The sequence below is a fragment of the Skermanella pratensis genome, from assembly GCF_008843145.1.
Lineage (GTDB): Bacteria > Pseudomonadota > Alphaproteobacteria > Azospirillales > Azospirillaceae > Skermanella > Skermanella pratensis.
This window is the reverse complement of record NZ_CP030265.1, coordinates 5573326-5586711: the sequence shown is the minus strand read 5'-3', so window position 1 is coordinate 5586711 and position 13386 is coordinate 5573326. Positions and strand designations below refer to the sequence as shown.

The following is a 13386-nucleotide window of genomic DNA, read 5'->3' as shown; positions in this document are numbered from 1 at the left end:
CCCATCTGCGTCCATCCGTGGCCCGAAAAGAACTTAGAACCCGCGTCCGGGGCCGGCCATCAGGCGCAGGCGGCGCACCCGTTCCTCGGTCGCGGGGTGGGTGCGGAACAACCCGTCCACCGACCGCGAATGCAGCGGGTTGATGATGAACATGTGGGCGGTCGCGGGATTGTTCTCGGCCTGGACGTTGTCGATCCGGGCGGCGCTCTCCTGGATGTTGACCAGGGCGTTCGCCAGCCACAGCGGCCGGCCGCAGATCTCCGCGCCGATCCGGTCGGCCTCGTACTCGCGGGTGCGGCTGATCGCCATCTGCACGATCATCGCGGCGACCGGGGCCAGGAAGACCATCAGCAGGGTGCCGACCATGCCCAGCGGGTTGTTGCGGTTGTTGCCGCCGAAGAAGAACGCGAAGTTCGCCAGCATCGACACGGCGCCCGCGATGGTCGCGGTCACGGTCATGATCAGGGTATCGTGGTTCTTCACGTGGGCCAATTCGTGAGCCATCACGCCGGCGACCTCCTCGTGGTTCAGCCGGCGGAGCAGGCCGCTGGTCGCGGCGACCGCGGCGTTCTCCGGGTTCCGGCCGGTCGCGAAGGCGTTGGGCTGGTCGTTCTCGATGATGTAGACCTTGGGCATCGGCAGGCCGGCGCGCTGCGACAGCTGCTGGACCATGCCGTAAAACTGCGGGGCGGAGCGGGCGTCGACTTCCCGCGCGCCGTACATCCTCAGCACCATCTTGTCCGAGTTCCAATAGGCGAAGAGGTTGGTGCCGACCGCGAACAGCAGCGCCATCAGCATGCCGCCCTGCCCGCCGATCAGGTAGCCGATGGCCAGGAACAGCGCGGTCATGCCGGCCAGCAGGGTCGCGGTACGGAAATAGCTTGTCATGATGGTCACCTCTGCGCGGTCCCGGCCCCCGGAAGGGTCGGGTTGAACCCTCGATATGTGCAGCCTGTCCCAAGAGGTTCAAGTCTTGGCGTCCCGCACGGGCAGGGCCATATCCAATCCATGAGCCATATCGACACAGAAGCCGGCAAGCCGGCAGATCCCGCGGCGGCTGTCCAGCCGGCCGCCGCGGCCAAGCCCATTCCCGAAGACTCCGTTTCTGAAGACTCCGTTCCTGAAGACGATGCCGCGTCGCCGAAGCCCGGCGTGCCCGTGCAGAAGCCGGGGGAGATCGGCGGTCCGCGCGGACCGGAACCGACCCGGTACGGCGATTGGGAAAGCAAGGGACGCTGCACGGACTTCTGAGGGGGACTCGCGTCCCCGTCTAGGGTCGGAGTCCGAGCATCCTTCGGAATGCTTATGTCATACGGTCGTAGGTAGGAAATACGACCTATTAAACTTGAGTAGTTCCTAGCATTCGAGTATCCTTCCGATAGGCGGGCGATTTCCGTCCGCCGCTCCCTTGGATCCGCTCCCGTGCGCCCGCACTTCCTCGTTTCCGCTCTGCTTCTTTCCCTCCTCGCGGCCCAGGCGCCTGCCCGGGCGGCGGAACGGCTGTCGGGGCCGGTGTCCGGGCTGGTCACCCAGGTGATCGACGGCGACACGCTGGAGGTCCGGGTCCTGGTCTGGCTGGACCAGGAGGTCGTCACCCGCGTCCGGATCGACGGCATCGACACGCCGGAGAAGCGCGGCAAGTGCCAGCGCGAGAAGGACATGGCCGAGCAGGCCCGGCAATTGACCGAGACGCTGCTGGCCGAGCCCGGCGTGACGCTCCACGACATCCAGCATGACAAGTATGGCGGACGGGTCCGCGCCCGCGTGCTCACCCGGTCCGGCCGCGACATCGGCGAGCAGCTGATCGCGGCGGGCTTGGCCCGTCCCTATGGCGGCAAGTCCCGCCAGACCTGGTGTTCGGTCGCACAACTGCCCTAGCGGGAGGTACCTTGGCCGTTCGCACCGCCGGAAGCGGTTTCCCGATCGGCCGGCGCCCGCTTCTTGACCAGCATGGTTCCGACGATTCTGATCAACTCTTTGGTCTGGAAAGGCTTTTTGAGAATGTGCCCGTCACCGAAGCGATCGGGAAGCGACTCCCTGTTGTAACCGGTGAGGAATGTGAACGGGATGTCGCGCGCCGTGAGGATATCGGCGACTGGATAAACCGTGTCGCTCCTCAGATTGACGTCCAGCAAGGCCGCGTCCACCATTTCGCTCCTGGCCAGATCCATGGCTTTGTCCAGGCGGCCGGCGGGGCCGATCACGAGGTATCCGGCGTCCTTCAGATGCAGGCTTATGCCCATGGCGATGAACATCTCGTCTTCGACGACGAGAACCCGCTGCCCGGCGGCGCTCGCTGTCGGGGTCTTCTGCGTCATTGAGGCGCATCCCTTGTCTCGTAGATCTCGTGACCGGTCATGGGGATGGTCAGGGTGGCGACGACGCCTTCGGGCCGGTACTCGATGTCGGCGCTTCCATCCAGCTCGAAATTGAGTCCGCGGTGGATCAACTCCGTGCCCAGGCCGGTATGCCTGGGCTGGCTTACCGGTGGACCGTCCCGTTCGCGCCAATGCAGCACGAGGCATTGCCCGGAGTCCAGGGTCTCGATCCCCCACCGCACCTCCAGCCGTCCGGCGGTATTGGCGAAGGCCCCGTATTTGGTCGCGTTGGTCGCCAGTTCATGGATGACGATTCCCAGCGTGGTCGCCACTCTCGGGGCCAGGGAAACGGCTGGGCCGTCATGGCTCTTGCGGTCGGCGTCCACAAGGAAAACGTCCAGTTCGGCTGCCAGAAGTTCGGCCAGATCGATGTTGGCCCATTCCTTGGCGGAGAGGATGTCATGGGTCTTGGCCAGGCCGTCGATCCGCCCGATGAACCCTTCGGCGAACTCCTCGACCGTGCGGCAGCTCCGGGCCATCTGAGTCGCCATCGATCCCACGACTGCCAGGATGTTCTTTACGCGGTGGTTCAACTCCGCCACCAGCAGGCGCTGGTGCTCCTCGGCACGGACCATGTCGCTCACGTCGAGGAAGGTGAGGATCGCCCCGACGACCTTGTCGTAGACCGTCTGGTAGGGAACGATCCGCAGAAGGTAATGGACTCGCCCGTCGCGCCGGCAGACGTTTCTCTCGATCGGGCTGGATGTCTCCACCACGGTGCGGACATCCTCGGCCAGCCGGTCGTAATCGATCAGGCTGACGATGTCGGTCAGCGCCCGGCCCCGGTCGTTCGCAACCAGCTTGAAGATGGCCGTGGTCGCCGGGGTGAAGTTCCGGATGACGAGGTCTTGATCGAGAAATATGGTGGCAAGGCGGGTGATGTCCAGCAGGTTCCCCAGGTCGGCATTTGCCCGGTGAAGCTCGTCTATCTTCGTGGCCAGCTCTATGTTGACCGTGCTCATTTCCTCGTTCACCGACTGGAGCTCTTCCTTGGATGTCTCCAACTCCTCGTTAGATGACTGCAATTCTTCGTTCAGTGAAAGCAACTCCTCGTTGCTTGCTCTCAGCTCCTCCGCCGAAGTCTCGTATTCCTCGACCGAGATCTGAAGGAGCTCTTGGGTCTTCACCAGGTCCTGTTCCAGCCGCAGCAGCTCGGTGCGGCGGTCCGCCCTGAAGTCCTGGCCGGCCGTCATGGCCTGCCCGCGGTTCTGGATGGGGCCGTTATCGATGAAGACGATCATGCAGGCGCCATCGCCGCCGTCGTCCGGCAGCGGCTCGACCGCGATGTCGAGCATCAGCACGCCGCCGTGCACGTCGAGCGAGATGTTCTCCCGCAGCGCGGGACATCCGGTCTCGCGCACCTCGGCAAGGGCCGAGCGAAGGAACAGTTTCAGTCCGCTGTTGGCCAGGGCAAGGAGGTTCCGGTTGGGCGCCCCGACGGGCGCTTCGAAATACTTGCCCGTTCCTGCCGAGAAATGGAGGATCTCCCCCTCCCGGTTGACCAGCACATGCGCAGGAGCGTACCGGTCCAGCACACGCCGCTCCAGAAGGCGAACGGCGTCCGGAGGGTCGGAGCCCACCGCACCCGGACCGGCGCGGGGCGATCGGAAGCTGTTCCGGGGCTGCCCGAACAACGGCAGGGCCGGGAATTGGCCGGCATTGTCCCGCCGCTGGAAGATCCGGGATTTCTTATCCAGGGGAAAGAACAGGTCGGTATGCTGGCTGAGATTCTCCGCATTGCCCAGAAACAGGAATCCGCCGGGGCGGATCGCGTAATGGAACAGGGGAATGACCCGCCTTTGCAGATCGGCGTCGAAGTAGATCAGCAGATTGCGGCAGGAGACGAGGTCGATCCGCGAGAACGGCGGATCGCGGACGATGCTGTGAGGCGAGAACAGGCAAAGCTCGCGGATTTCCGCGTTGACGGTGTAGCTGTCGCCTGCGCGGGTGAAGAACCGTGCCAGCCGCTCCGGCGACATGGCTTCCAGAAGGCTTGCTGGATAACGCCCCGCGCGGGCGACGGCGATGGCGCTCTCCTGCACGTCGGTGGCGAAGATCTGTATGTTTGGCGGGATCTGGCAGGCATCCAGCCGTTCGCGCAGCAACATCGCGATGGAATAGACCTCTTCCCCGGTGGCGCAGCCCGGAACCCAGATCCGGACGGTCTCGTTCCGGCCCTTGTCCTTGAGGAGGCGTCGAACGACCAGTTCGGCCAGGCGGTCGAAGGATTCCGGGTCGCGGAAGAAGTTGGTGACGCCGATCAGGAGGTCGCGGAACAGCGCCACGGCCTCTTCGCTGTCCTCCTTGATCAATTCGACATAGGCCTCCAGGCCGGCGCTCTGCCGCACCTTCATGCGCCGCTCCACGCGCCGCAGGAAAGTCTTGTCCTTGTAATGGCTGAAGTCATGTCCGACCCGGCGGCGCAGGGTGTCGTAGATGGCGTTCTTCGCGCCTTCCAGCCTTGCCGGATCATCCTTGTCCGAAATCCCGTCCATCCGGGGATCCGCGTCGCCGAACGCGCCGACATAGCCGGTCAGCCGGTCGGCCAGCGCCTCGATCGGCAGCACGCAGTCGACGAAGCCGGTGGCGATGGCCGCGTCCGGCATGCCGTGATAGCCCGGCCCCGTGGCGTCGGAAGCCTGCGCGAGGGTGAAGCCGCCGGACTCGCGCACGGTCTTCAAGCCGATCGCCCCGTCGCTGCCGGTCCCCGAGAGGATGACGCCGATCGCCCGGTCCCGCGCGTTCCTGCCGAGCGATGCCAGGAAAATGTCGATCAGATTGCGTTCACCGTCATGGGCGGTCAACGACAAGCATCGATCGCGGACCGTGAGGACGGCGTCGGGGGGATTCAGGTAGACGTGGCCGCATTCGACGCGTTGGCCGTCCTGGGCGGTCGCGACCGGCATTTCCGTGCAGCGGGCCAGGATTTCCGGCAGCAGACTTTCCCGATGGGCAGCCAGATGGGTGACGATGACGAAGGCCGCGGCCGATTGCGGCGGCATGCGCTTGAACAGCGACGTCAGCGCTTCGACTCCGCCGGCCGATGCACCAATGCCGATGATCGGAAAAATGCCCGCCACGCCCATGATCTCCCAAATCTCGCCGATCCGTGAACTGACTTCTAGGGTCGTGTCGCCCGATCAGCACTAATAAGAAGGCTATTCCGCGCGCGTTCGAATTTGATGATCCACAGGGTGTAGATCACGGTACGCTTCTATTATTTTGTAAGCAAGGCTGATCAGGTCTTTCATTGACTAACATTTATTAGTCTGATATTGAAGGAAATCGGGAATGATCGACGCGGACAAGTTGCCGCCTATGTCATGCCGACTACTTTAAATTCCCGGACCGTCCTTGCCCCGGAAACTTCGTTCCAATGGCTGCACCACCCGGGTCCGGTTTGGACTTGGAAGGAACTTCTGGAGGGATGGTTCGTTTGTCGAGACGTGCGGCATTGATCGGCTGCCGTCTCGCCAGCGAGGAGAATACCATGTGCACGCCCTGTTTCCGTGCCGCCGCGGCCGGACTGACCTGTGCCATGATCGCGTTCGGGGCGACCGGCGCCATGGCCCAGACCGAACCGCAGACCGGCGGCCAAGCCCAAGTCCAGCAGGATCCGGTCACCGCCCCGACACCGCCGGAGAGCGGTTTCGACGTCATCGTCATCGGCGTCATGAAGGGATCGTCCCCGGACGAGTTCAGCCGCAAGGTCCTGGAAGCGTTGCCGGGCACGCTGATGAACCCGCAGACCAACTTCACGTCCGGCGTCGGTTTCGACCGCGGCAAGGACTACCGCATGGTCATCGCGTTCCACGGCGAGGAGATGATGGAGGCGCCGACGCTCTGCACCCGGACCAACGACGTGGAGGCGGCGCCCCCGCCGGAACAGACCGACCTGATGGCGGCCACGCGGATCACCGCGGCCTTCTGCGACGGCGGCGAACCGCTGAACACCGCCACCGACCGCATGGTGGGCAGCGTGTCGCCGGGCCAGGCCGGCTTCCGCTTCCTGGTCAGCGACATCGCCAAGCAGCTCTTCCCCGACGGGTTCGGCACCCTGCCCGGCGTCATCAGCGCCCAGCCGCCGGGGACCATGGTCCGGCCGATCGAGTAGGGCACGGCCGTTCGGCCGGAACATCAGGCGCCGCCCGGCCGCTTCGGCGGATAGGCGTGCCGGTTGCCCCGGTAATCCTCGACCACGTAGCCGGTCCCTGCATCGCCCTCCAGGTAGTCGGGACCGATCGGCGCCTTGCCGTGGCCGCCCGGAATGTCGAGCACGTAGGTCGGCTGGCATAGGCCGGATACCCGCCCGCGCAGGCTGCGCACCAGCTCGCGGCCGCGCGCCGGATCGGTCCGGAAATGGCCCGTCCCCGGCGCCAGGTCCCCGTGATGAAGGTAGTAGGGCTTGACCCGCGAGCGCACCAGCGCCCGGAACAGTGCCTCCAGGACTCCGGCATCGTCGTTGACGCCGCGCAGCAGGACGGTCTGGCTGACCAGCGGGATGCCGGCGTCGGCGATCCTGGCCAGCGCCGACCGGGCTTCCGGGGTCAGCTCGTCCGGGTGGTTGCAGTGGACCGCCAGCCAGACCGCCGTGTCCGACGCCTTCAGGGCGGCCACCACGGCGCCGTCGATCCGGGCCGGTTCGGCCACCGGCACGCGGCTGTGCAGCCTCACCACCCCCACATGGGGCATGGCGTCCAGCGCGGCGACGATGCCGGCCAGCCGGCGCGGCGCCAGCATCAGCGGGTCGCCGCCGGTCAGGATCACCTCCCAGACCTCCTCGTGGGCGCCGACATAGTCGAGCGCCGCGGCCAGTTCGGCCGGGTCGAGCGCGTCGCCGCCGGGGCCGACCATTTCCCGCCGGAAGCAGAAGCGGCAATAGACCGGGCAGGCGTGCAGCGCCTTCAGCAGCACCCGGTCCGGGTAGCGGTGGACGATCCCCTTGACGGGGGAATGGGCCGCGTCGCCGATCGGGTCGGCCAGCTCATCCGGGCCGATCTCGAGCTCCCGCTCCGAGGGCAGGTATTGACGGGCGAGCGGGCCGTCCGGGTCGGCGCCGCCGAGGCGGTCCAGCAGGTGCGGCGTGACGGCGATGGCGTAGCGTTCCGCCACCCGCCCGAGGGCGGCGGCCCGCTCCGGCGAAAGGGCGCCGGCGGCGACGAGGCCGTCCAGGCTGCGCGCCGTCGCGGTACTTTTCATGATCGGGGACTCGTGCTGTAACTCGGTCTATACCGGATTCTGGTTATACCGGCCGGTTCGGACTATAGGTCGGCGCCGCCCGGCATGCCACCCGCTCGCTCAACGGATCAGGGATCCAACCGTCATCATGCTGTCGTTTCCAAGGACCATCGGTCATCGCGGCGCCAGGGCCTATGCGCCGGAGAACACGCTGGCCGGCATCCGCGTCGCGGCCGGGCAGGGCGCCCGCTGGGTCGAGGTCGACGTCAAGCTGTCGCGCGACGGCGTGCCGGTCCTGATGCACGACGACGACGTGGACCGCACCACGAACGGCCGCGGCGCCGTCGCGGGCCTGGACTTCGCGGACCTGCGGGATCTGGATGCCGGCGTGCGCTTCGGGCCGGAGTTCGCCGGCGAGCGCATCCCGACGCTGGAGGAGACGCTGGCGCTGGTCCTGGAGCTGGACCTGGGCATCAACCTGGAGATCAAGCCGTGCCCCGGGCGCGAGGTCGAGACCGCCCGGGTCACGCTCGACGCGGCGCGGGCGCTGTGGCCGGCCGGCCGGCCGGCCCCGTTGGTCTCCAGCTTCGAGGTGCCGAGCCTGGAGACGGCACGCGACCATATGTCCGACTGGCCGCGCGGCTACCTGATCGACCGGCGCCCGCGCGACTGGCGGGCCGTCGCCGACCGGGTGGAAGCTTCGACCATCAACGTCAACGCATCGCGCGAGAATGCCCGCGGCATAGCGGAATACCTGGCGACCGGCCGGCCCGTGCTGGCCTATACCGTGAACGATCCGGCGCGGGCGAAGTGGCTGGTGGGGCTCGGGGTCGCCGCCGTCTTCACCGACCGGCCCCGTGACATTCTGGCGGTGCTGGGCGGCTGAGCGGACGGATTCGCGATAATTATTCGACTGCCACTCTTCTGCGTCGCAAATTTTTCATATATGGAGCAGTAAGGGCAGGCCGTGGCCGCCGCCGGAGCGAAACCGGTGAGCGGCTGTCCGTGTCTGCGGGTCGAAGAATAAAGCAGCTTTTTGGAGGTTTCGTTGAAGGCGCTCAAGCCTTTGCTGATCTCGGGTCGTGAGGTCCTGCCGCTGGTCGAAGGCGGCAAGGGCATCTCCGTGTCCAACGGCGAGAGTTCCGGCGCCTGGGCAGCGGCAGGCGGGGTCGGCACGTTTTCCGGCGTGAACGCCGACAGCTTCGATGACGGCGGCAAGCCCGTCGATCAGGTCTATCATGGCCGGACACGGCGCGAGCGGCACGAGGAGCTGGTCGCGTATTCGATCGCCGGCGGGATCACGCAGGCGCGCATCGCCCACGAGGTCTCCAACGGCCAGGGCCGCATCCACATGAACGTCCTGTGGGAGATGGCCGCGGCCGAGCGTATCCTGCACGGCATCCTGGAAGGCGCCAAGGGCATGGTCCACGGCGTCACCTGCGGCGCCGGCATGCCCTACAAGGTGGCCGAGATCGCGGTGCGCTACGGCATCCACTATTACCCGATCGTCTCGTCGGCGCGGGCGTTCCGCGCGCTGTGGAAGCGGGCGTACCACAGGTTCGCCGACAACCTGGGCGGCGTCGTCTACGAGGACCCCTGGCGGGCGGGCGGGCACAACGGCCTGTCCAACAGCGAGGACCCGGAGACGCCGGAGGATCCGTTCCCCCGCGTGCTGGCGCTGCGCCAGATGATGAACAGCTTCGGGCTGACCGACACGCCGATCATCATGGCCGGCGGCGTCTGGTACCTGCGCGAGTGGGAGGAATGGATCGACAACCCGGATCTGGGGCCGATCGCCTTCCAGTACGGCACCCGTCCGCTGCTCACCCGGGAAAGCCCGATCTCCGAGGCGTGGAAGCGCAAGCTCCTGACCTTGAAGGAGGGCGACGTCTTCCTGAACAAGTTCTCGCCGACCGGCTTCTACTCGTCGGCGGTGAACAACCCGTTCATCCAGGAGCTTCGCGGCCGGGGCGAGCGGCAGGTTGCCTATTCGGTCAAGCCCGTCGGCGAGCACGACACGGAGTTCCGCGTCGGTCCGCGCGGCCGGCCTGTCTACCTGACCGCGCACGACCGCGACCGGGCCTTCGGCTGGGTCGAGGCCGGGTTCAAGGAGGCGCTGAAGACCCCCGACGGCACGCTGATCTTCGTGACGCCGGAGAAATCCAACGAGATCCTGACCGACCAGATCAACTGCATGGGCTGCCTGTCGGCCTGCATGTTCTCCAACTGGGCGCAGAACGAGGAAGGCTCGACGGGCAAGAAGGCCGATCCGCGTTCCTTCTGCATCCAGAAGACCTTGCAGGAGATCAGCCACTCGGATGACTGCGAGACGCAGCTGATGTTCGCCGGCCACAACGCCTACCGGTTCTCCGACGATCCGTTCTACGAGAACGGCTTCATCCCGACCGTGAAGCAGCTGGTCGACCGGATCGCGTCGGGCGACTGACCGTCGGAAAGGGGCCGCCGGCCCCTTCCGCGACCGCCCTAGTGGTCCTGCACAGTGTTTTTGATGACGTTCGGCGGAGCGGAGTGCCGTAGGTCGGCCTTCGCCCGTCAGGGCGAACGCCGACACCCTGCGTCAACGCTCCGGCCACGCTGTCGGCGTCGGCCTTCGGCCGAGGCCGACCTACGATAAATCAATCAAAACCACTGTGCCGAGCCACTAGTCACCGCCTCCGGTCAGGTTCCGGATCAGGCGCTGGAACTGGCCCAGCAGCGGCACGTCGGACAGCGGGCCGGAGAACGGGTCGGACGGGTCCCCCGCCGATCCCGGATCCCGGTCGTCGGCCACCAGCATCGGCGCGCTCGCCTGCGGCGGGGCATAGTCGAGGCCGGGGATCTCGCGCGGGGGCAAGCCCTGGTGGGCGTCCACCATGAAGTCGCGCCAGATGCGGGCAGGCAGCCCGCCGCCGGTGACCCGCTTCATCGGCTCGTTGTCGTCGTTCCCGAGCCAGACGCCCGCCACATAGTCGGCGGTGAAGCCGACGAACCAGGCGTCCCGGTATTCTTGGCTGGTGCCCGTCTTGCCGGCCGCCATGCGGCCCAGCTTCGCGGACTTGCCGGTGCCGTATTCGATCACCGCCATCAGCATGCGGTTCAACTCCGCGAGGTCCGCCGGGTCGATCACCGGGGTGGCCCCGGCGGAGCCCCGGCGCTGGTAGAGCAGCCGGCCGGCGCGATCCTCGATCCGGGTGACGGCGTAGGGCCAGACCGCCCGGCCGCCATTGGCGAAGGCGGTATAGGCGCCGGCCAGCTCCAGCAGGGTCACCTCGCTGGTGCCGAGTGCCAGGCTCAGGTCCTTGCCCATGGGCGAGGTGATGCCGAGCCGGCGGGCCAGCGTGCCGACCGGCTCCACGCCGGTGCGGTCCAGCACCCGGATCGCCGCCGTGTTGACCGAATGGGCCAACGCGTCGCGCAGCGGCATCGGGCCGTGGAAACCCTTCTCGAAATTGGCCGGCTGCCAGCCGTCGATGCGGATCGGGGCGTCGTCCACCAGCGAGTCCGCAGTCATGCCGTTCTCCAGCGCCGCCAGGAAGACCAGCGGCTTGAACGCCGAGCCGGGCTGGCGCAGCGCCTGGGTCGCCCGGTTGAACTGGCTCTCGCCGTAGCTCGACCCGCCGATCAGCGCGCGGACCGCGCCGTCCGGGCTGAGCGCCACCAGCGCCCCCTGCTCGGCCCGGGCGGCGAGGCCGGCGCCGGACAGGGAAGCTTCCAGCCGCCGTTCCGCCGCGCGCTGGAGCCGCCGGTCCATGGTGGTGTGGACGGTGATGTCGTCGTGCTCCTTGCCGATGAAGCCCACGATCTGATCGGCCACCCAGTCGGCGAAATAGCGGTCGCCGTCGCCCTCCGGCTTGCGCCGGGGCATCGGCGGGGCCGCCCGCATCGCCTGGATGTCGGCTTGCGTGATGTAGCCGGCGTCGAGCATGGCGGCGATCACCACCTCGGCCCGCTCGGCCGCGCGGTCGGGATTGGCCGCCGGCGAATAGCGCGACGGCGCCTTCAGCAGGCCCGCCAGGATGGCCGCCTCGCGCAGGTTGATCCCGGTCGCCGGCTTGTTGAAATAGGTCTGCGCCGCGGCATCGACGCCATAGGTGCCGGCGCCCAGATAGACCCGGTTCAGGTAGGCGGTCAGGATCTGGTTCTTGGAATACGTCCTCTCCAGCCAGATCGCCAGGATCGCCTCCTGGATCTTGCGGCCCATGGTGCGGTCGGGCGTCAGGAACAGGTTCTTGGCGAGCTGCTGGGTGATGGTGGAGCCGCCCTGCACGACGCGCCCGGCCTGGAAATTGACGAAGGCCGCGCGCGCCAGGCCGATGGGGTCGATCCCGAAATGGCTGAAGAAGCGCCTGTCCTCGGTCGCCAGCACGGCGTGGATCAGGTGCGGCGGCAGGTCGGCGGCATTGATCGTGGTGCCGTGGATGTCGCCGTAGCGCTCGATCGTGCTGCCGTCGGCGGCCAGCACGGTGACGGCGGGGCGGCGCTCGGCCTGGGCCACCTGGGACACGTCGGGCAGGTCGTAGGCGAAATACGCGACCACGGATGCTCCGGCCACGGCGGCCCAGATCGCGCCGACCACGGCCCAGCTCCCCAGCACGCGCAGGATCGAGCGCCGGGCCGCCGGGACGACGTAAGCCTTGCGGTCACGGGTCCGCTGTTTGCCGGTGCCGCGGTCGGCGGACGCCTTGCGGGACGATCGGTCGGTCGGCCGTTCTGGAGGTTTGCTCAAGGTGATTGTTCGGAGGTTGCTTATCCACACCGACACGATGCCTGATCAAGGCGGCAATTTCACGGCATTATCGGCCGTCGCTGCGATGGAACATCAGGAACGGGGCGGATATGCCGGTTCAAATCCGCCGATAGAAGAGCATGCGCCCGGCAGGGACGATCTGGTTGATGAAGTCGAAGTCGCGGATGTTGCGCGTGAGAACCGTGTATCCCCGGTGCAGGGCATGAAGATAGAGGGTGGCGTCGTTGAGGGCGGCCACCTCTTGTCCCGGAGCGGACCCCCCGAGCCGGAACATGAGGCCGTTGACGATACCGGCCTCGATCATGACCCGGGGCGACGTCGTGCTTTCCAGGCGGTGCGCCGGAATGTCTCCGATCACCCCGGCCAACTCATCGAGGTGACTGGCCGTGTCGTCGTGATCCGGCTTCAGCCGTCCGAACAGATGTGCAAGCTCGCCGAGAGCGACCGTATGGTGGAACAGGCTTCGGATCTCGAGAAGCTTTTCCGCCTCGGGTGGAAGAGTTCCCTCCAGGGTATCGACGTACACGGTCGTGTCGATAAGCAGAGGGTGCGGGGGCTCGTCGATGCCCACGAACGGCAGTTCGCTGTCCGGGCGCCGGGACAATGTTCCCTTGTGGCGCCCCGGCTTGATGCGCCGGAGCGCCTTTTCAAGCTCCGTCTCCACTGAACGTGCCCCTCGGCACCTTGCCTTTCCTGGCAAGCAGTTTCTGGCCGAAATCGTCTTCGACCGCCACCTTCGCCAAAGCATAGGTCAGAAGTTCCGTCGTGCCCGTGATGCCCGATACGCGCTTGGCCTCTTCGAGCAGGGCTTCGTAAAGCCTTCCGCCGGTCGGTTTGCTCCTGGTGTCCAGCAGGCCGCGGTTCCTGGCCTCCCTGATCACTTCGGCGACCCTCGGGTTGTGCTCGAACGCCTGAATGTCCTGACCGCCGGTCATGTGCGCCTCCTGCGCCTTCGTCAGTGTGTTCTACAACATATCAGTTTTGAAGTACGGGAGCGAGCCGGTCGGCCGAAGCAAAAAAGAAACCGCCGCCGGGGGAGCCCCGGCGGCGGCTTGGACTTTCTTGCGCCCGGATCGGGCAGCC

The 13386-nt window shown here is 66.7% G+C and carries 12 protein-coding genes; 5 read left to right on the top strand and 7 right to left on the bottom strand.

Annotated elements, in window-relative coordinates; genetic code table 11:
• Positions 1-33 precede the first annotated feature (33 nt).
• Positions 34-888 (bottom strand): zinc metalloprotease HtpX, encoded by an 855-nt coding sequence (htpX, locus tag DPR14_RS25645; protein WP_158047673.1) that lies wholly within the window; start codon positions 886-888, stop codon positions 34-36.
• A 120-nt stretch (positions 889-1008) separates the two neighbouring features.
• Here htpX and DPR14_RS25640 point away from each other — a divergent pair, with 120 nt between their 5' ends.
• A complete protein-coding gene (locus tag DPR14_RS25640; RefSeq protein ID WP_158047672.1) occupies positions 1009-1251 on the top strand; it encodes a succinate dehydrogenase assembly factor 4 in 243 nt (80 codons plus the stop codon).
• A gap of 171 nt (positions 1252-1422) precedes the next feature.
• Positions 1423-1878, top strand: coding sequence for a thermonuclease family protein (locus tag DPR14_RS25635; protein ID WP_246148585.1), 456 nt, complete (start codon positions 1423-1425; stop codon positions 1876-1878).
• Here the strand turns inward: DPR14_RS25635 and DPR14_RS25630 are convergent.
• Positions 1875-2318, bottom strand: a complete 444-nt coding sequence (locus DPR14_RS25630; protein WP_158047670.1) for a response regulator — start codon at positions 2316-2318, stop codon at positions 1875-1877. The genes DPR14_RS25635 and DPR14_RS25630 overlap by 4 nt on opposite strands.
• Positions 2315-5458: a CheR family methyltransferase gene (locus DPR14_RS25625; protein WP_192499169.1), complete on the bottom strand. Its 3144-nt coding sequence runs from the start codon at positions 5456-5458 to the stop codon at positions 2315-2317. Before DPR14_RS25625 ends, DPR14_RS25630 begins: the two co-directional genes overlap by 4 nt.
• 410 nt (positions 5459-5868) lie before the next feature.
• On the opposite strand from DPR14_RS25625, the gene DPR14_RS25620 reads away from it, so the two are divergent.
• Positions 5869-6492: a hypothetical protein gene (locus DPR14_RS25620; protein ID WP_158047668.1), complete on the top strand. Its 624-nt coding sequence runs from the start codon at positions 5869-5871 to the stop codon at positions 6490-6492.
• A gap of 23 nt (positions 6493-6515) precedes the next feature.
• On the opposite strand, the gene DPR14_RS25615 is transcribed toward DPR14_RS25620, so the two are convergent.
• The gene (locus tag DPR14_RS25615) at positions 6516-7577 is read right to left on the bottom strand and encodes a lysine-2,3-aminomutase-like protein (protein ID WP_158047667.1); all 1062 of its coding nucleotides are present in this window, start codon (positions 7575-7577) and stop codon (positions 6516-6518) included.
• A gap of 127 nt (positions 7578-7704) precedes the next feature.
• Between DPR14_RS25615 and DPR14_RS25610 the strand changes: the two genes are divergently transcribed.
• Positions 7705-8442, top strand: a complete 738-nt coding sequence (locus tag DPR14_RS25610) for a glycerophosphoryl diester phosphodiesterase (RefSeq protein WP_192499167.1) — start codon at positions 7705-7707, stop codon at positions 8440-8442.
• A gap of 162 nt (positions 8443-8604) precedes the next feature.
• Positions 8605-10002, top strand: coding sequence for an NAD(P)H-dependent flavin oxidoreductase (locus tag DPR14_RS25605; RefSeq protein WP_158047666.1), 1398 nt, complete (start codon positions 8605-8607; stop codon positions 10000-10002).
• Between the two features lie 216 nt (positions 10003-10218).
• On the opposite strand, the gene DPR14_RS25600 is transcribed toward DPR14_RS25605, so the two are convergent.
• The 3 genes from DPR14_RS25600 to DPR14_RS25590 form a co-directional block, all read right to left on the bottom strand.
• Complete coding sequence (locus DPR14_RS25600; protein WP_246148583.1) at positions 10219-12282, bottom strand: transglycosylase domain-containing protein; 2064 nt, start codon at positions 12280-12282, stop codon at positions 10219-10221.
• A gap of 118 nt (positions 12283-12400) precedes the next feature.
• Positions 12401-12967, bottom strand: coding sequence for a type II toxin-antitoxin system VapC family toxin (locus tag DPR14_RS25595; protein WP_158047664.1), 567 nt, complete (start codon positions 12965-12967; stop codon positions 12401-12403).
• Positions 12951-13238, bottom strand: a complete 288-nt coding sequence (locus DPR14_RS25590) for a hypothetical protein (RefSeq protein WP_158047663.1) — start codon at positions 13236-13238, stop codon at positions 12951-12953. Before DPR14_RS25590 ends, DPR14_RS25595 begins: the two co-directional genes overlap by 17 nt.
• Positions 13239-13386: the final 148 nt, after the last annotated feature.